The sequence below is a fragment of the Streptomyces spinosus genome, from assembly GCF_020400655.1.
GTDB classification, from domain to species: Bacteria; Actinomycetota; Actinomycetes; order Streptomycetales; family Streptomycetaceae; genus Streptomyces; species Streptomyces argyrophylli.
In genome coordinates, this window is record NZ_JAINRC010000026.1 from 39,086 (window position 1) to 56,958 (window position 17,873).

The following is a 17,873-nucleotide window of genomic DNA, read 5'->3' on the forward strand; positions in this document are numbered from 1 at the left end:
CGCTGGACGTGCCCGCGTCAACTTGGATCTTTCGGCGCGGGGAACGTCCCATGAGCGTTGGGCTGCACACCCGAGCGGGTCAGGCGGCCGTCATGGCCACCTGACCCGCGGGTCATCCGGCGTTCACCAGGCGGGCGCTCGTCCGCCGGAGCGGCTGTCCGGCCGGGTGCCGGCGGACACGCCTCAGCCGAGGCTCCCGGGTGCGGCGCGGTTCAGCCGAGGGCCGCGTCCGGTCCGAAGCGGCTGCGTACCGCGGTCTGCACCTCGTCCTCCTCGGCCGGATCGGCGGCCAGGCGGCGCAGGCGTTCCACGACCCGGGCGTCGCCGGTCTCGGCGTGCCGTGCGGCCAGTTCGCGGGTGGTCTCCTCGCAGTCCCACAGGCATTCGACCGCGAAGCCGGTGGCGAAGGAGGGATCGGTGGCGGCCAGCGCGCGGGCGGCGCGGCCGCGGAGGTGGGAGGAGGCCGTCTCGCGGTAGACATGGCGCAGGACGGGGGCGGCGCAGACGATGCCGAGGCGGCCGGCGCCGTCGACGAGCGTCCACAGGGTGGGGGCGTCGGGTCCCTCGCCGCGCACGGCCTCGCGGAGGGCGCCGAGGACCAGGTCGCGGTCCTGTGTGCCGCCGCGGCAGGCGAGCATGCGTCCGGCGGCGGCACCGAGCGCGTCGGGGCGCTGGGCCCAGCCGCGCGCGCGGTCGACGGCGGCGAAGCTGCGCATGCGTTCGAAGGCGTCGACGGCGGCCTCCACGACGGGTGCCGTGCCGTCGGCCACGGCCGCCTCGATCAGGTCGAGCGCGTCGCGGTCGTTGCTGTCGGCGAGGTAGCGCAGTGCGGTGCAGCGGGCGCCGTCGGTGCCGGCGCGGGCGGCCTGGAGGATCTCGGGCCGGTCCTCCGGGCCGGCCACGGCCACCAGGCAGCGGGCGGCGGGCACATGGAGGGCGGCACCGCGCTCCATGCCCTGCTGGGCCCACTCGAAGACGGCGCGCACGCTCCAGTCGGGGCGGGGGCCGGTGGGCCGCATCTGCCGCTGCCAGCGGTCGAAACAGCCGGCCTCCTGGGCGGCACGCACCCGCGTGGCGATCGACGCGCGCGGATCCTCGGCCCACAGCCGCCAGGGCCGTGGCTCGAAGGCGTCGCGTACGGCGGCGGCCAGCTCGGCCTCGCCCTCGGGGTCGGTGGCGAAGCGGGCCAGGACGGGGGCGGCGAGGGCGCGCAGGCCCGCGTCGTCGTCCCTGAGGGCCAGCTCGTCCAGGGCCCACGCCCAGTTGGAGCCGTGCGCGGCGTACCTGCGCAGCAGTTCCAGGGCGTCCCGCCTGCCGTAGGAGGCGAGGTGGCCGAGGACGGCCAGGGCCAGGCCGGTGCGGGACTCGTCGGCGTCGACGACGTCCTCGGGGTCGAAGAGGTGCGCTTCCACGGCCTCCAGCCCGCCGTTCAGGTCGAGGTAGAGCCGGGCGTAGTACAGGGAGCGGTTCTCCACCTGCCAGTCGTGGCGGGGGTCGCGCAGCACACAGTGGTTCAGGGCCGCGAGCGCCTCGGCGCGCGGGGCCGTGAGCGCGTGCAGCGTGCCGTCGCCACGGCCGCGCTGAAGCAGGCCGAGCAGCGTACCGCTGGGCGCTATGACCGGATCGAACATGGGAAACAGCCTCACATCAAGCGTCGACGCAACCGGGAAACACGCATTACCTGGCCGCGTGACACAACGTCGGAGCGCCCGCCGTCTCTTGCTTGCTGTAGACCATCTCTCTCTGCCTCTCGTCGGTGGCCCATGCGGACCGCATCACGGCCCGCGCGGTGCGGCAACACCTGCCCAGCCATCGCGTCCGTGAATCACGACGTCATGATGACCCGCGGTGTGTGCTGCCGCGACCGTATTTCCGGCGGCCCTGTACCGCCTCCCCCGTTTTCCGTGTCGTACCTGGTCAGTGCGTCGACGTCAGTGGACGCCGAACAGTTCCAGGAGCTCCTTCTTGCCGAACATCCGGGCCGTGTCGACGGCCGACGGCGTGCCTGCGGAAGGATCGGCTCCGCCCTCCAGGAGGGCTTTGATGACGTCCGTCTCACCCTTGAAGACGGCACCCGCGAGCGGGGTCTGGCCCCGGTCGTTGACCTGGTCCGCCGCCGCGCCGCGGGCGAGCAGCGCGCGCACCGCGCCGGCGTGGCCGTGGTAGGCGGCGAGCATCACGAGGGAGTCGCCGCGGTCGTTGGTGAGGTTGGCCGGAACACCCGCGTCGACGTACGCCACGAGCGCCTCGGTCTGCCCCCGCCGGGCCAGATCGAAGATCTTGGTCGCCAGCTCCACGACCTCGGGGTCGGGAACTTCACTCATCGGCCGGACCGCCTCTCCATGCTGATTCGGTGACTGCTTCGTACGGGTGAATCGCCAGCGTACTGGCTCGCGCGGCACATGACCCGATCTGCCCGAGGTAAGGATCAACGGCAGTGCCCGCCGACGGCGCCGCACCGGCAACACACCTGGTCAATCGCGGTCCGGCACGCTGACCCGAGCGAGCGAAATCCCCCGTTTTTCACCCAGTTGCACCTTTAATCGTATGGATACATCCTGTGATCCTGGAAGAACTCATGGTGACTGTCCCCCACCATCGACACCAGGAGGCCCCAAATGATCCTCTCGCTCTCAGGCGTGCTGCTGCTCGGCGTCGTCGTCTTCCTGTTCTTCCGCAAGGACGGACTGAAGGGATCGCACGCCACGGTGTCGGCGCTCTTCGGCTTCTACCTGTCGACCACGGGCATCGCCCCGAGCATCAAAGCCGGAGGAGAGAGCCTGGCCAGCCTCCTGGGCGGCATCAAGTTCTGACCCCTCCCGTCCCGCCCGCACGCACCCTCAGGAGACAGCAGTGGCCCGGCGCCCCCTCCCCCGCGTCCTGAGCAAGGACAGCGCCCAGATCGCCCGGACGCAGATCGCCCGGAGCAGGGAGCTGGCCCGGACGGCGGCCGACAGCGCCACCGACGTCCTCCAGCCGCTGATCACCGTGTCGCGCGGGCTGCGCCTGCTGGCCTCGGCCAGCCGGCGCAGGTGGGCGGACACGCCCAAGGACAAGCGCGGGCCACTGCTGTTCTTCGTGGCTTCCCTGGTCCTGGCCGTGGCCCTGATGCCGTACGGGCCGCTGCTCGCCGTCATCGCCGTGATGGCGGCAGCGGCCTGGCACGGCCGCGACCGCACCCCGGCGGCGCCCGAGGGGCCCGACGAGTCCCAGGCCCAACGGCTCCAGGCGCTGTACGAGGCCCTGGTGCCGTACTTCTCCAGCTCCGGGGACCCGGCGCCGATGTACGCGCACGGCGGGGAGTGGGACAAGGCCTACGCGGCGCACGAGTTCGACGACGCCGGGCGCATCGGCCGCCTCGTGATCCGCTACCCCGCCTACTTCCCGGACGGCGAGCCCGCGGCCCGCGCGCGGATCGAGCAGTTGCTCACCGCCAAGGCCGGGCGGAGCCGTGAGTACCACTTCGCGTGGGAGGAGGCGGGCAACCAGCTCACCGTCACCGCCCTGCCCCCGCTGCCCGCCGACATCCCCGCCCAGCGCTTCGTCACCGCGCCCGGCGAGACCGTCCTCGGCTTCACCGACCCCAGCGAGGTCCAGCGCACGCTCCCCCTGTCCTACGGGGAGGAACGGGTCGACGTGCCGCCGGTCGTCTGGCGCACCGGCATCCGCTCCACCGAGCCCCACCTGCTGGCCATGGGCCACCCCGGCAGCGGCACCTCCACCCTGTTGCGCTCCGTCGCCATCCAGGCCCTCCAGTACGGCGACGTGCTGATCGTCGACGGCGGCGGCACCGGCGAGTACGCCTGCCTGACCGGACGCAGCGGCGTCCTGGCCGTGGAGTGCGCGCTGGCCGGGGCGCTGGCCAGCCTGGAGTGGGCCGCGCGGGAGACCGAGCGGCGGCTCATCGCGATCAACCTGGCGCGGCAGGCGGGCGACCCGCCGCCCCCGGACACCCGGCGTCCGCTGTGGATCCTGCTGGACCGCCCCAGCGTCTTCGCGCACCTCGCGCCGGCGGACGGCCGCAAGGATCCGCAAGTGCTGCTCCAGGTGCCGCTGCGGCACGGCCGCGCGGCGAACGTCACCGTGGTCGTGGCCGAGCAGTTCGACAGCGCGGAGTCGCTGACCGACGCGGTGCGGCAGCACACGCGCGCGCGTGTCGTGCTCGGGTCCGCCGCGCCGGAGCAGGTGGAGGCGGTGCTGGGGGCGCCGCCGCACACGACGTCGACGACGCAGGTGCCGCCCGGGCGGGGGTACGCCCGGCTGGGGTCCGGACCGGTGCACCGGCTTCAGGTGCCGCGGACGCCGGACCCGTACGACGACGCCACGAGCGACGCCGACCGCCAGGCGGTGCTGGAGCTGCTGCCGCCGCGGGCCACCGCCGTCGAGGATGAGCCCACGGCACTGTCGAAGCCGGCGGAGGTCTCGAAGCAGGCGGAGGTCTCACAACCGGCGGCGAAGAAGGCACCGGTTCCCGCGGAGGCCCTGGCGGCGGAGCCGTCGTAGCGCCCGGACCCGGTGCCCCGGACCGCCGGGCGCCACGCTCCCGGCCTACGCCACGAACGTCTTCGGCGCCTCGCCCGCCCCCGTCGCGCCCGACTCCACCAGCCGGGCCGCGGCGGCGAGCCGTACCGCCGCCTCGTCCGCCACCGCTCCCCCGACGGTGAACGGAAGCCGCACGTACCCCTCGAACGCGCCGTCGACGCCGAAGCGAGGACCGGACGGGACACGCACCCCCGTCCGTTCGCCCGCTTCCGCGAGACGGGAACCGGAGAGTCCGCCCGCACGCACCCACAGGGTCAGGCCGCCCCGGGGCACCTCGAACTCCCAGTCGGGCAGTTCCCGGCGCAGCGCGGTCACCAGGGCGTCCCGGTTCTCCCGGGCCTGCGCCCGGCGCAGCTCGACCGCCTGCTCCCAGCCCCCGGTGCTGAAGAGCCAGTTCACGGCCAGTTGCTCCAGCACCGGTGTGCCGAGGTCGGCGTAGGCCCGCGCGGCGACCAGGCTGCGGATGACGTCCGGCGCCGCCCGCACCCAGCCGATCCGCATCCCCGCCCAGAACGCCTTGCTGGCCGAGCCGACCGTGATCACCGTGGAGCCGGCCGGGTCGAAGCCGCACACCGGGCGGGGCATGCCGCCGTCCCGGACGTCCTCGTCGAGCCACAGCTCGCTCATCGTCTCGTCGGCGACGAGCACCGTGCCGGCCGAGCGGGCCGCGTCCACCAGCCGGCGCCGCTGGTCCTCGTCGGCGAGCGCCCCGGTGGGGTTGTGGAAGTCGGCGACCACGTAGGCGATCCGCGGCGCGGCCTCGCGCAGCACCTGGCGCCAGCGGTCGAGGTCCCAGCCGGACAGGCCCTCGGCCATCGCGACGGGCACGAGCCGGGCACCCGCCTCGCGCATCAGCTGCAGGATGTTGGCGTAGGACGGGGACTCCACGGCGATCCGCTCGCCGCGCCCCCCGAAGAGGTGGCAGATGGCGTCGATGGCGCCCATGGCGCCGGTCGTGACCATGATCTGCTCCGGCATGGTGGGGATCCCGCGCGCGGTGTACCGCTCGGCGATCATCGAGCGCAGCGCGGGCAGCCCGGCCGGGTAGTCGCCGTGGGTGTGGGCGTACGGCGGGAGTTCCTCCAAGGCGCCCCGCACGGCCCGGGTGAGCCACGGCTCGGGCGCCGGGAGCGAGGCGCAGCCGAGGTCGATCACCGAACCCAGGGCCTCGGGCGGCAGGGGTTCCAGGCCACGGGCGGGAATGGGGTTGCCGGCCGGTACGGCGGTCCAGCTCCCGGCGCCGCGCCGGGACTCCAGGAAGCCCTCGCCGCGCAGCGCCTCGTAGGCCGCCGCGACGGTGGTGCGGCTGACCGAGAGGGCCAAGGCCAGTTCGCGTTCGGCGGGCAGGCGCGCGGCCACCGGGACCCTGCCCTCCAGCACGAGCAGCCGGACGCCGTCGGCGAGGGCGCGATAGGCGGGGGGACGGCGGGTGCCGGGGCCGGCCGGGCGGTCCTGCTGGGAGTTGAGGAGCCGGGCGAGCTGCGCGGCCCCCACGGCCGAGGTCCACTGCGCCATGAAGATCAGTCCACCTTCCCCGGATTGGCCATGGATGACGATTGGTCCCAAGCCACAGAGTGTCATGTGTCAGGCCACTGCCACCACCCAGGGGGGTAATTCCATGTCCACTCCCAGTCCATCCGCTCCCGCCCGCCACCTCGGACGGCGGCTGGTCCAGCTGTACACGGGGCTGGCGCTCTACGGTGCGAGCTCGGCGCTGCTCGTGGCGGCGGGGCTGGGCCTGGAACCGTGGAACGTGCTGCACCAGGGCCTCGCGGAGCTGACCGGGCTGAGCATCGGGGTGGTGTCGATCATCGTGGGCGCGGCGGTGCTCCTGCTGTGGATCCCCCTGCGCCAGCGCCCCGGGCTGGGCACTGTCTCCAACGTCTTCGTGGTCGGCCTCGCCATGGACGGCACGCTCGCCGTGCTCCCGGCGGCGCACTCCCTGGCCGCCCGCGTCCCGCTGCTGCTCGCGGGGATCGTGCTGAACGGCGCGGCGACCGGCCTGTACATAGCGGCCCGGTTCGGGCCCGGCCCGCGCGACGGTCTGATGACGGGGCTGCACCGGCGCACCGGCCGGTCGATCCGGCTGATGCGGACGGCGGTGGAGGTCGCGGTGGTGGCCACCGGATTCGTCCTGGGCGGCACCATCGGGGTGGGCACCGTGCTCTACGCCGTGTCCATCGGACCGCTGGCGCAGGCCTTCCTGCGCGTGTTCGCCGTTTCGCCGGCACCGGCGGTCGGCACGGTCGTTGCCGCGGCGACACCCCGGCGGGCGATACTGCGACCGTGAGCCTCACGACACCGCGCCCGCGCCACCCGTTCCTGGACCACCCGGGGCCGATCGCCTTCGCCCACCGGGGCGGGGCGGCCGACGGCCTGGAGAACACCGTGGCCCAGTTCCGGCGCGCGGTGGAGCTGGGCTACCGGTACATCGAGACGGATGTGCACGCCACGGGGGACGGCCGGCTGGTCGCCTTCCACGACACGACCCTGGACCGGGTCACCGACGGCGCGGGCCGGATCGCCGACCTGCCGTGGGCGGAGATACGGCACGCGCGCGTGGGCGGCCGTGAACCGGTGCCGCTGTTCGAGGAGCTGCTGGAGACCTTTCCCGGGGTGCGCTGGAACGTCGACGTCAAGGCGGAGCCCGCGCTGCGGCCCCTGCTGGAGGTGATCGAGCGCACGGACGCCTGGGACCGGGTCTGCGTCGGCTCCTTCTCCGAGGCGCGCGTGCTGCGGGCCCAGCGGCTGGCGGGGCCACGGCTGGCCACCTCGTTCGGCACGCGCGGGGTGCTGAGCCTGCGGCTGCGTTCGTGGGGGCTGCCGGCCGCCGTGCGCCGGTCGGCCGTGGCCGCGCAGGTGCCGGAGTCCCGGTCCGGCGTGCCCGTCGTCGACCACCGCTTCGTCCGCGCCGCCCACGCCGTCGGGCTCCAGGTGCACGTGTGGACGATCAACGCACCGGAACGGATGCACCGGCTCCTGGACCTCGGGGTGGATGGCATCATGACCGATCACATCGACACGTTGCGCAAGGTCATGGAGGACCGGGGCGTCTGGGTCTGACCGCCCGGCCGGCCCGGCCCGGGCCGTCGCGGTGGAGCGGGGAGGCGAGGGCACCGGGTGAGCACCGGCACCGTGCGGGCGGAGGCGGCGGACGACGCCGCCGGCCTCAGGCACGAGCAGCGCGGCTGGTACGTCTACGACTGGGCGTGCTCCGTCTACTCGACGAGTGTCCTGACCGTCTTCCTCGGTCCGTACCTCACCTCGGTCGCCGAGCACGCGGCGGACGCCGATGGCTATGTGCACCCACTGGGCGTCCCGGTCCGGGCGGGCTCCTTCTTCGCGTACTCCGTGTCCCTGTCGGTGGTCCTGGCCGTCGTCGTGATGCCGCTGGCGGGCGGCGCGGCCGACCGCACGGGCCGCAAGAAGCCGCTGCTCGCGGCGGCGGCGTACACCGGTGCGGCGGCGACCACGGGGATGTTCTTCCTGGACGGTGACCGGTATCTGCTCGGCGGGGCGCTGCTCGTCGTGGCCAACGCGGCGCAGTCCGTCGGCATGATGCTCTACAACTCGTACCTGCCGCAGATCGCGCCGCCCGCACAGCGCGACGCGGTCTCCTCCCGCGGCTGGGCCTTCGGTTACGCGGCGGGCTCGCTCGTCCTCGTCGCCGACCTGGTGCTGTACTCGGCGCACGACTCCTTCGGCCTGTCCGAGGCCGCCGCCGTCCGGGTCTGCCTGGCCACGGCCGGCCTGTGGTGGGGGGCGTTCACGCTCGTACCGCTGCGCAGGCTGCGTGACCGCCACGCGCGCGTGGGCCGGGCCACGGCACCGGGGCTGCGGCAGCTGGCCGCGACGGTCCGGGAGATGCGCCGGTACCCGCTGACCCTGGCGTTCCTGCTCGCGTACCTCGTCTACAACGACGGCATCCAGACGGTGATCACGCAGGCCTCGGTCTACGGCTCCGAGGAGCTGGGTCTCGGCCAGTCGACGCTGATCGGGGCGGTCCTGCTGGTGCAGGTGCTGGCCGTGGCGGGGGCGCTGGTGATGGGGCGGCTGGCGCGGGCGTACGGCGCGCGGCGCACGATCCTCGGCTCGCTGGTGGCGTGGACGCTCACGCTGGCGGCCGGCTGGTTCCTGCCCGCGCGGGCGCCGGTGTGGTTCTTCGCGCTGGCCGCCGCGATCGGCCTGGTCCTCGGCGGCAGTCAGGCGCTGTCCCGGTCGCTGTTCTCCCACCTGGTGCCACCGGGCAAGGAGGCCGAGTACTTCTCGGCGTACGAGATGAGCGACCGCGGGATGAGCTGGCTCGGGCCGCTGCTGTTCGGGCTCACCTACCAGCTGACCGGCAGCTACCGGTCGGCGATCTTCTCGCTGGTGGCGTTCTTCGTGATCGGCTTCGTCCTGCTCGCGCGGGTCCCGGTACGGCGTGCGGTCCGCGAGGCGGGGAACCCGGTTCCGGAGAAGGTCTAGCGCCGATTTAGCGCTCGGCGTGAAAGGGCGGTAGTGTACGCGTTTGGCCTGCCAGGCGTACCGTTACTGCGCGTCAAAGATGCCGAAACGCTGGGTGACATCTGCTAGCAGATGTGACAAACCGGGCGCCTGTGGGTAGAACAAGGGGCGGCTACGACGGCGACGCATGACCCGGAACGGGACTCGGAACGGGAATCTTTACCGCCGACCGGACGTTGACCGGATGACGACGACAGCGACACCTGTCCTGTGGGCGACAAGCCCGGGAGGCACGATTCATGAGTGAGCGAGCTCTTCGCGGTACGCGCCTCGTGGTGACCAGCTACGAGACGGACCGCGGTATCGACCTGGCCCCGCGCCAGGCCGTGGAGTACGCATGCGAGAAGGGGCACCGCTTCGAGATGCCCTTCTCGGTCGAGGCGGAGATCCCGCCGGAGTGGGAGTGCAAGGTCTGTGGTGCCCAGGCACTCCTCGTGGACGGCGACGGCCCTGAGGAGAAGAAGGCCAAGCCCGCGCGTACCCATTGGGACATGCTGATGGAGCGACGCACCCGTGAGGAACTCGAAGAGGTCCTCGAGGAGCGTCTGGCGGTACTGCGCTCTGGGGCGATGAACATCGCGGTCCACCCCAGGGACAGCCGCAAGAGCGCGTAACGCGCACACAGCACAACGACCGCGGGCGCCGTACGTGAGATACGTACGGCGCCCGCGGTCGTTGTGCTGTGCTGTGCTCGCGGTGCCGGACGCTCAGCGCGTGAGCGGCGGCCGGTGCTCCCCCGGTTCGGGGCGGTCATCCCTGATGACCTCGCCCTGCACCACCCTGCCGTCGGGCCGGTGGATGCGGACCTGCCGGAACGCGTCGCCCAGGCTGCCCGGGGCGGCCTTGCGCAGACTCCGTTCCACGGCGTTCTCCGCGAAGCGGCTCACCGCCTTCTGGACCGGCGGGAGCAGCAGGAGCAGGCCCGCCGCGTCCGAGACCAGGCCGGGGATCATCAGCAGCAGACCACCGAGCATCATCAGGCCGTTGCCGCCGCCGCGCGCCGGGGAGCCGCCCCGCTGCAACGCCTCGTTCAGGTTCTGGAAGGCGCGGCGGCCGGCCCGCTTGATGACCACGGATCCCGCCACGAGACCCGCGACCAGCAGCAGGAACACCGTGAGGCCGCCCGCGGCGCCCGCGACCAGGGTCAGCAGCCAGATCTCCAGCACCAGCCACACGGCGAGGCCCAGCGGCAGGTACCTGCGCAGCCGGGAACGCCGGCGGCGGGCGGTGTACGGAGAGGTCGGAGCGCCAGTCGTCATGCCCCCAGTGTGCCTGGGTGTGCCTCAGCGCGGGATAAGGGGGTGATCAGCCCGGCCCGGACCGGCCGCGCGGCCGGTCCGTGGATCCGCCGCTACGCCTGCTTGCCCTTGCCGGTGAGCTTGCCGAGGCGGTCCCCGACGCCCCAGGAGGTGACCCGCCACAGCGCCTCGACCACGATGTCCCGGCTCATCTTGGAGTCGCCCAGTTCCCGCTCGACGAAGGTGATGGGGACCTCGACGACGTGGTAGCCGGCCTTCACCGCGCGGCGGGCCAGGTCGACCTGGAAGCAGTAGCCCTGCGAGGCGACCTCGCCGAGGCCGAGGCCCTCCAGCGTCCCGCGGCGGAAGGCACGGAAGCCGCCGGTCACGTCCCGGATGGGCACGTCGAGCATGAGCCGCGAGTAGGTGGAGCCGCCCCGCGAGAGGAACTCCCGGGACTTCGGCCAGTTCACCACCCGGCCGCCGGGCACCCAGCGGGAGCCGAGGACCAGGTCGGCGCCCTTGAGGGCGGTGAGCAGCCGGGGCAGTTCCTCGGGCTGGTGGGAGCCGTCGGCGTCCATCTCGATCAGCACGCCGTAGTCCCGCTCCAGGCCCCAGCGGAAACCCGCGAGGTAGGCGGCGCCCAGGCCCTCCTTGCCCTTGCGGTGCAGCACGTGGACGTGCTCGTCCTCGGCGGCCAGTTCGTCGGCGAGCTTGCCGGTGCCGTCGGGGCTGTTGTCGTCCGCGATCAGTACGTGCGCCTCGGGGACGGCCTTGCGCACCCGGCCGACGATGGACTTGATGTTCTCCGCCTCGTTGTAGGTCGGGATGATCACCAAGGCCGTGCCGAGCGGACCGAACTGCCTCCCCTGGGCCTGGGCCGCGAGGGTCCCGTCGCCGTCGTTCACTACTGCCCCTTCATGTCGTACACAGGGGTCCACCATAGTGGCCGCGGCCTGGCCGGACGTGACAGTGCGTGCGTACGGTGGTGTCGGTTCCGCAAGAGCGGGGTAAAAAGTTCTCTTCCGGTACCTTCCCGCCAGGCGCTGAACACCTTCGTACCACGACGGATGGGGGCCCGGCGCCCTTCGGTCCGACCCGGGACCCGCTGGCTGCGGGTCGACCGGAAGCCGTTGTCTACTGAGCCCGGGCCCCACCCGGGTCACACCTGGCCGACCCGCGGGAACGTCCCCCTCGTCGGCGCGGGCGCTGAGCCTGGCTCCCAGCGACGGTGCTCCGGTGCGGCACACCGTCCCTGACCCAGCGGCGCTGCGACGAGTCGGCTGAACGTCCCCCGGTCGGGCGTCCGGTGGTGGACTCGGACGAACCTACCGGCCCCCGGCCGCAGACTGTCAACAGCCCTGCGAACCGGGCGGCCGGCACCGGCGGACCGGCCGCCGGGGAGGACGCGCAGGTCGGGCGGCGGGGCCCCGGCGGCCGGGGCGGCCGACGCCACCCCGGGAGATCACTCGCCCGGCCGTACGAACACCGTCCGCCCGCCGACCACGGTCCGCAGGCAGACCGGCAGGTCACGGCCCGGAGTGAGGTCGGGCAGGCCGGGCGTGCCGGAGCGCGGATCGGTGGACCAGCGGGCGACCCGGTCGTCGGGGGCCTGCACGACCAGTTCGTCGGTACGCCAGACGGCGTAGTCGGCGGGGGCGCCCGGGACCAGGACACCCGCGTCGTCGCGGCCGACGGCCCGCCAGCCGCCGCGGGTGTGCGCGGTGAAGGCGGCGCGGACGGAGATCCGGTGCCCGGGCGTGCGGTGGAAGGCGGCGGCACGGACCGTGCCCCAGGGGTCCAGCGGCGTGACGGGGCTGTCGGAGCCGAACGCGAGCGGTACACCGGAGCGGAGCAGTGCGGCGAAGGGGTTGAGTGTGCGGGCCCGCTCCACCCCCAGACGCCGGGCGTACATGCCGTCCTCGCCGCCCCACAGGGCGTCGAAGGCGGGCTGGACGGAGGCGATCAGGCCCAGCTCGGCGAAGCCCGCGACGGTGTCGGGGGTGAGCATCTCGGCGTGCTCGACGCGGTGCCGGGCGGCCCGGATCCGGGCGAGGCCCACCTTCTCGGCGGCGGCGCGCACGCCGTCCACCACGGCGGCGACGGCGGCGTCGCCGATGGCGTGGAAGCCGGCCTGGAGGCCCGCCTCGGTGCAGGCCACGACGTGGGCGGCGACGGCGTCGGCGTCCAGGAAGGCGGTGCCGCTGTGGCCGGCGTCGGCGTACGGCTCGTGCAGGCAGGCGGTGTGGGAGCCGAGCGCGCCGTCGGCGAAGAGGTCGCCCGCCGCGCCGGCGGCACCCAGCTCGCGGGCCTTGGCGGTGTCCTCTTCCGCCCAGTAGCCCACCACCCGGGGGCCCGGCATCTCCGCGGCGAGCCGCAGCAGGCCGGTGAAGTCGTCCTCGGAGGAGATCCGCGGGCCGCCGCACTCGTGCACGGTGCCGATGCCGAGAGAGGCCGCGTGCTCCAGTGCGGTGCGCTGGGCCTCGGCGCGCTGGGCGGGGGTGATGGCGGCGAGGGCGGCCTCGCGGACGGCGTGGTGGGCGTCCTTGGTGAGCGGGGCGTCCGCGCGCGGGAGATCGCCGGGGACCAGGTCCAGCAGGGCGGTGCTGACGACCGCCGAGTGCACGTCGATGCGGGACAGGTACAGCGGGCGTCCGCCGGTGGCCTCGTCCAGCTCCGCGCGGGCCGGCGGCCGGCCGCCGGGCCAGCGGGCGGCGTCCCAGCCGTGGCCCAGCAGGACTCGGTCGTCGGGCCGGGCGGCGGCAAACTCGCGGACCCGGGCCAGGGCGGCCTCCAGGGAGGGGGCGCCGGACAGGTCGAGACCGGTCAGGGCGAGGCCGGTGGCGGTGGTGTGCACATGGGCGTCGGTGAAGGCCGGGGTGACCAGGGCGCCGTCGAGATCGACCACCTCGTCCACGCCGTCGGCGAAGGCGTCGGCCGCGCCCTCGGATCCGACCCAGGCGACGTGGCCCGCCTCGACGACCATGGCCGTCGCGAAGGGGTCCGCGGGGCTGTGGACCTCGCCGCGGCGGAGCAGGACGGTCTGGAGGGGCTCGGCGGTGCGGTTGCTCATAGCCGACAGTTTCTCCCGGCGCCGGGCGGGCGCCGCACCCGGGTCGCCCGGACGGCACCCGCGCGCCGCCGGCGCCCGGACGGTCAGATCTTCGGCGGCCGGGCCTCGTACGGTGTCGAGAGGACCACCGTCGTGCGTGTCGAGACCCCCGCCAGCGAGCGCAGCCGGGCCAGCAGTTCCTCCAGTTCGTGCGGGGTGGACACACGGACCTTGAGGATGTAGTTCTCGTCGCCCGCCACGCTGTGGCACGCCTCGATCTCGGGGACCCCGGCGAGGCGGTCGGCGATGTCGTCGGGGGCGCTGGGGTCGAACGGTTTCACCGAGATGAACGCGGTCAGCGGCAGCCCGACGGCCTCGGGGTCGACCACCGCGGCGTAGCCGCGGATGACGCCACGCTGCTCCAGCCTGCGCACCCGCTGGTGCACGGCCGACGTGGACAGGCCCGTGGCCTTGCCCAGGTCTGTGTAGCTCATCCGCCCGTCCTTGACGAGCAGCTGCACGATCTGACGGTCCAGCTCCTCCATGCCGCCAAAACCTACAGTGCGCCTGATCTCCACGGATACCTCAGAGGTGCAGGTCATTCCCTGTTTCGGCAGAAAATGCACCGGGACGGGCACCTGCGCACGGCATGTGACGAAGACCACACGCCCCGGACACAGGCTCCGTGATGTCCTCGTGATTACCGCCGAGACCGGACGGGAAGTGCTTGCTGTGGTCGAGGCCGCAGCGCCTTCACGGCCCAGCCTTAGGGGGAGAATCCCATGCAGAGTACCCATCGCCCTGGTCGATCCGCGTCCACGCACCGGCAGTCGGTCGCCGAACCCGAGCCGGAGGGCGTCGAAGCCGACGCCTTCGACGAGGAGCCGGACGCCTGCGACACCTTCGAGATGTACCGGGTGATCTGCCCGGACTGCGCGCAGCCGATCGCGCTGCTGGCGGACGAGGAGGTCCTGCCGGAGCACGCGCTGTGCGCCTCGCCGTGGAACCCGTTCGGGCTCACGGTGTGCGCGGGCACGGGCCGTGCGGCGGCCGACGCCCGCCCCGCGGACGAGTCCTTCGAGCCGCAGGAGCAGGACACCGCCCTGCTGCTCACGCTTCCCCAGGGTCTGAACTGGCGGACGCAGCCCTTCTCGCACGTCGGCGGCCCGGGCTCACGCCCGATGCGCGTGCCGTCGATGCGCCGCCAGGCCGCCTGAGCCGGCTCACCGACACCCACCCGTTCGCGCCCTGGACCGGGCGCGCACGGTGCCGTGGCGCGGGCCGGCGGGTCCGGGTCCACGGGCACGGCGGCCTGCCCGGAGCACGCCCGGCAGCAGAGGACGCGCAGCGTGACGTGCGCGTGCCGCCGGGCGGCGTACAGCAGTCGCCGCCCCCGGACGCTCGCGCACCGATGCGCCGGCCGGGCGGCACGGGACGGCCCTCGCTCCCGAACGCCCCCTGGCCGGCGTGCACTTGACGCGTCGTCAGGACCGCGCGGCGAACCCGGGAGGGGAACCGGACGGAGATGAACTGAAGCTCGATTCCGTGGCAGGGTGACCTGTCCGGCCGTCGCCGCGTTGCCCTGGTATGACCCCCATGTACTCGGCGACCGGGCGTCAGCGCCGTATCTTCGTCCCCCGCCCCGGAGAAGCGGTTCCGCCGGCCGCGCCGCCGGACCCGCCCATCTACCGCGACCTCATGCGGGCCTGGGCCGACCGCGGGCGCACCCTGCCGGGCCGCCACGACCCGGAGTGGATCAGGCTGGCGGCCCCGACGGTGCTCACGGGCCAGTTCAGCGACCTTCTGGCCCCGCCACGTGACGGGCGATGACCATCCGCTGGATCTGGTTGGTGCCCTCGACGATCTGCAGGACCTTGGCCTCGCGCATATAGCGCTCGGCCGGGAAGTCGGCGGTGTAGCCGTAGCCGCCCAGGATCTGCACCGCGTCCGTGGTGACCTTCATGGCGGTGTCGGTGCAGTGCAGCTTGGCCATGGCGGCCTGCTTGGCGAACGGCCTGCCCGCGTCGCGCAGCCGGGCCGCGGCGAGGTACAGCGCGCGGCCCGCCTCGATCTGGGTGGCCATGTCGGCGATCATGAAGCGCAGGCCCTGGAAGTCGGCGATGGTCCGGCCGAACTGGCGGCGCTGGGTGGCGTAGCGGACCGCCTCGTCCAGTGCGGCCTGGGCGAGGCCGACGGCGCAGGCCGCGATGCCGAGCCGGCCGGAGTCGAGCGCCGCCAGGGCGATGGAGAAGCCCTGGCCCTCCTCGCCGATGCGCCGGTCGTCCGGGACGCGGACGCCGTCGAAGTGCACCTGCGCGGTGGGCGAGCCCTTCAGGCCCATCTTCCTCTCCGGCGCGGCGCCGCTCAGGCCGGGGGCGTCGCCGGGCACGAGGAAGGCGGTGATCCCGCGCGGGCCGTCCTCCCCGGTGCGGGCCATCACGGTGTAGAAGTCGGCGATCCCGCCGTGGGTGATCCATGCCTTGGTGCCGTCGATCACCCAGCCGTCGCCCTCGCGGACGGCCTTGGTGCGCAGGGAGGCGGCGTCCGAACCGGAGGACGGCTCGGACAGGCAGTACGCGCCGAGCAGACCGCCGCCCAGCATCGCGGGCAGGTGCTCGACCTGCTGCTGCTTGGTGCCGTAGGTGGCGAGGGCGTAGGACGCGAGCGTGTGCACGCTGACGCCCAGGCCGACGGTGAGCCGGGCCGCGGCCAGCTCCTCCAGCACCTGGAGGTAGACCTCGTAGGGCTGGTCGCCGCCGCCGTGCTCCGACGGGTACGGCAGGCCCAGCAGGCCTGATTCGGAGAGCAGAGTGAAGACCTCGCGCGGGAAGCGTCCCGCGTCCTCCTCCTCGGCGGCCCTGGGCGCGATCTCGCGCTGGGCGATCTCCCGGACGAGGGCGAGCAGATCCCTCGCCTCTTCCGTCGGCAGTTGACGCTCCACCGGCTGCGGGTCGCGGTCGGACATGGCGTCGGGCTCCTCCCTGTTCGGACACCGGCGGTCCGGCCCGGGGTGGGGGGCGGCTCCGTCTGGTGATCGCGCTTCGCCGAAGGCGCCCGCTCCCGGGTCTCGGAAGCTGCTGACCAGCGGCATGCGCAGTGAGTATGCCCGATCAGCGACCTCCCGTCACCAGTTAACGACCGCTTACTTCAGGAGTCCAGCCGGGGCCCGCGCGGGGGCCGAGATTGGTCCGAACCATTGACCTAATGGTCTAGTCCTCCTAGGGTGCATGACCAACGCTTTACCGCGTTCATGCCAATCGGCGCGCGTCCCCCTCTCCCCCACGAGGAGACACCCGAATGCACACTCCCCACCGCTTCACCGTCCGGGCCCTCGTCTCGGCCGCGTGTACCGCCGCCCTGGGCGCCGGCCTGCTGGCCGGGACGGGCACGGCGACCGCGGCGGCACCGAGCGCCCCGCGGCTGGCGGCCGGATCCAAGGTCGTCGGCTACTTCACCGAATGGGGCACCTACGACCGCAAGTACTACGTCAAGAACATCGAGACCTCCGGCTCCGCCGCCAAGCTGACCCACATCAACTACGCCTTCGGCAACGTCACCGGCGGCAAGTGCGCCATGGGCGACTCCTACGCGGCCACCGACCGGGCCTACACCGCGGCCGAGTCCGTCGACGGCGTCGCCGACACCTGGGACCAGCCGCTGCGCGGCAACTTCAACCAGCTGCTGAAGCTGAAGAAGAAGCACCCCGGTCTGAAGGTCCTGTGGTCCTTCGGCGGCTGGACCTGGTCCGGCGGCTTCGGCGAGGCCGCGAAGAACCCGGCCGCCTTCGCCCAGTCCTGCTACGACCTGGTGAAGAACTCCAAGTGGGCGGGGGTCTTCGACGGCATCGACATCGACTGGGAGTACCCGAACGCCTGCGGCAACACCTGTGACACCAGCGGGCGCGAGGCGTTCAAGAACCTGATGGCCGCCCTGCGCTCGAAGTTCGGCTCCGGCAGCCTGGTGACGGCGGCGATCACCGCGGACGCCACCAGCGGCGGGAAGATCGACGCGGCGAACTACGCCGGCGCCGCCCAGTACGTCGACTGGTACAACCCGATGACGTACGACTACTTCGGCGCCTGGGACGCGACCGGACCGACCGCCCCGCACTCGCCGCTGACCTCCTACTCGGGCATCCCCAAGGCGGACTACAACACGTCGGCGACGATCGCCAAGCTCAAGGGCCTCGGCGTCCCGGCCTCGAAGCTCCTCCTCGGCATCGGCTTCTACGGCCGCGGCTGGACCGGCGTCACCCAGGCGGCACCCGGCGGCACCGCCACGGGCCCGGCCGCCGGGACGTACGAGCAGGGCATCGACGACTACAAGGTGCTCAAGACCAAGTGCCCGGCGACCGGCACCGTGGGCGGCACCGCCTACGCCAAGTGCGGCAGCGACTGGTGGAGTTACGACACCCCGTCCACCATCGCCACGAAGATGACGTACAAGAACCAGCAGGGCCTCGGCGGCACCTTCTTCTGGGAGCTGAGCGGCGACACCGCGAACGGTGAGCTGATCAAGGCCATCAACTGACGGTT

The 17,873-nt window shown here is 73.1% G+C and carries 16 protein-coding genes; 8 read left to right on the forward strand and 8 right to left on the reverse strand.

Annotated features, from left to right (window positions below; all coding sequences use genetic code 11):
* Nucleotides 1–212 precede the first annotated feature (212 nt).
* The gene (locus LG395_RS36425; RefSeq protein WP_225813239.1) at nucleotides 213–1,631 is read right to left on the reverse strand and encodes a HEAT repeat domain-containing protein; all 1,419 of its coding nucleotides are present in this window, start codon (nucleotides 1,629–1,631) and stop codon (nucleotides 213–215) included.
* A 300-nt stretch (nucleotides 1,632–1,931) separates the two neighbouring features.
* Entirely contained in the window at nucleotides 1,932–2,324 is a 393-nt protein-coding gene (locus LG395_RS36430; protein ID WP_171158262.1) for an ankyrin repeat domain-containing protein, read from the reverse strand.
* 294 nt (nucleotides 2,325–2,618) lie between these two features.
* Here LG395_RS36430 and LG395_RS36435 point away from each other — a divergent pair, with 294 nt between their 5' ends.
* Together LG395_RS36435 and LG395_RS36440 are read left to right on the forward strand one after the other, a co-directional pair.
* Complete coding sequence (locus LG395_RS36435; protein ID WP_014671463.1) at nucleotides 2,619–2,813, forward strand: hypothetical protein; 195 nt, start codon at nucleotides 2,619–2,621, stop codon at nucleotides 2,811–2,813.
* Between the two features lie 40 nt (nucleotides 2,814–2,853).
* Nucleotides 2,854–4,503 carry a hypothetical protein gene (locus LG395_RS36440; protein ID WP_225813242.1) on the forward strand — a complete coding sequence of 550 codons (1,650 nt, stop codon included), beginning with the start codon at nucleotides 2,854–2,856 and terminating at the stop codon, nucleotides 4,501–4,503.
* Nucleotides 4,504–4,548: 45 nt separating this feature from the next.
* Here the strand turns inward: LG395_RS36440 and LG395_RS36445 are convergent, their stop codons facing one another.
* On the reverse strand, nucleotides 4,549–6,057 hold the full coding sequence (locus LG395_RS36445) for an SCO1417 family PLP biosynthesis transcription factor (RefSeq protein ID WP_225813244.1): 1,509 nt from the start codon (nucleotides 6,055–6,057) through the stop codon (nucleotides 4,549–4,551).
* A 103-nt stretch (nucleotides 6,058–6,160) separates the two neighbouring features.
* Between LG395_RS36445 and yczE the strand changes: the two genes are divergently transcribed.
* From yczE to LG395_RS36465, 4 genes are all read left to right on the forward strand, one after another.
* The gene (gene yczE / locus LG395_RS36450; RefSeq protein WP_171158255.1) at nucleotides 6,161–6,832 is read left to right on the forward strand and encodes a membrane protein YczE; all 672 of its coding nucleotides are present in this window, start codon (nucleotides 6,161–6,163) and stop codon (nucleotides 6,830–6,832) included.
* Entirely contained in the window at nucleotides 6,829–7,605 is a 777-nt protein-coding gene (locus LG395_RS36455; RefSeq protein WP_225813246.1) for a glycerophosphodiester phosphodiesterase family protein, read from the forward strand. Before yczE ends, LG395_RS36455 begins: the two co-directional genes overlap by 4 nt.
* A 57-nt stretch (nucleotides 7,606–7,662) precedes the next feature.
* Complete coding sequence (locus LG395_RS36460) at nucleotides 7,663–9,009, forward strand: MFS transporter (protein WP_225813247.1); 1,347 nt, start codon at nucleotides 7,663–7,665, stop codon at nucleotides 9,007–9,009.
* A gap of 278 nt (nucleotides 9,010–9,287) precedes the next feature.
* Complete coding sequence (locus LG395_RS36465; RefSeq protein ID WP_003977404.1) at nucleotides 9,288–9,662, forward strand: RNA polymerase-binding protein RbpA; 375 nt, start codon at nucleotides 9,288–9,290, stop codon at nucleotides 9,660–9,662.
* Between the two features lie 93 nt (nucleotides 9,663–9,755).
* Here the strand turns inward: LG395_RS36465 and fxsA are convergent, their stop codons facing one another.
* The 4 genes from fxsA to LG395_RS36485 form a co-directional block, all read right to left on the reverse strand.
* The gene (gene fxsA, locus LG395_RS36470) at nucleotides 9,756–10,307 is read right to left on the reverse strand and encodes an FxsA family membrane protein (protein ID WP_225813250.1); all 552 of its coding nucleotides are present in this window, start codon (nucleotides 10,305–10,307) and stop codon (nucleotides 9,756–9,758) included.
* A gap of 92 nt (nucleotides 10,308–10,399) precedes the next feature.
* A complete protein-coding gene (locus tag LG395_RS36475; RefSeq protein WP_171158247.1) occupies nucleotides 10,400–11,194 on the reverse strand; it encodes a polyprenol monophosphomannose synthase in 795 nt (264 codons plus the stop codon).
* A 557-nt stretch (nucleotides 11,195–11,751) separates the two neighbouring features.
* Nucleotides 11,752–13,359 carry an amidohydrolase gene (locus LG395_RS36480; RefSeq protein WP_225813251.1) on the reverse strand — a complete coding sequence of 536 codons (1,608 nt, stop codon included), beginning with the start codon at nucleotides 13,357–13,359 and terminating at the stop codon, nucleotides 11,752–11,754.
* 83 nt (nucleotides 13,360–13,442) lie between these two features.
* Nucleotides 13,443–13,883: an Lrp/AsnC family transcriptional regulator gene (locus LG395_RS36485; protein WP_014671472.1), complete on the reverse strand. Its 441-nt coding sequence runs from the start codon at nucleotides 13,881–13,883 to the stop codon at nucleotides 13,443–13,445.
* A 237-nt stretch (nucleotides 13,884–14,120) separates the two neighbouring features.
* On the opposite strand from LG395_RS36485, the gene LG395_RS36490 reads away from it, so the two are divergent.
* The gene (locus tag LG395_RS36490) at nucleotides 14,121–14,555 is read left to right on the forward strand and encodes a hypothetical protein (protein ID WP_225813252.1); all 435 of its coding nucleotides are present in this window, start codon (nucleotides 14,121–14,123) and stop codon (nucleotides 14,553–14,555) included.
* A gap of 575 nt (nucleotides 14,556–15,130) precedes the next feature.
* Here the strand turns inward: LG395_RS36490 and LG395_RS36495 are convergent.
* Nucleotides 15,131–16,303: an acyl-CoA dehydrogenase family protein gene (locus LG395_RS36495; protein WP_171158242.1), complete on the reverse strand. Its 1,173-nt coding sequence runs from the start codon at nucleotides 16,301–16,303 to the stop codon at nucleotides 15,131–15,133.
* Nucleotides 16,304–16,635: 332 nt separating this feature from the next.
* On the opposite strand from LG395_RS36495, the gene LG395_RS36500 reads away from it, so the two are divergent.
* Nucleotides 16,636–17,868, forward strand: a complete 1,233-nt coding sequence (locus LG395_RS36500) for a glycoside hydrolase family 18 protein (RefSeq protein ID WP_225813253.1) — start codon at nucleotides 16,636–16,638, stop codon at nucleotides 17,866–17,868.
* Nucleotides 17,869–17,873: the final 5 nt, after the last annotated feature.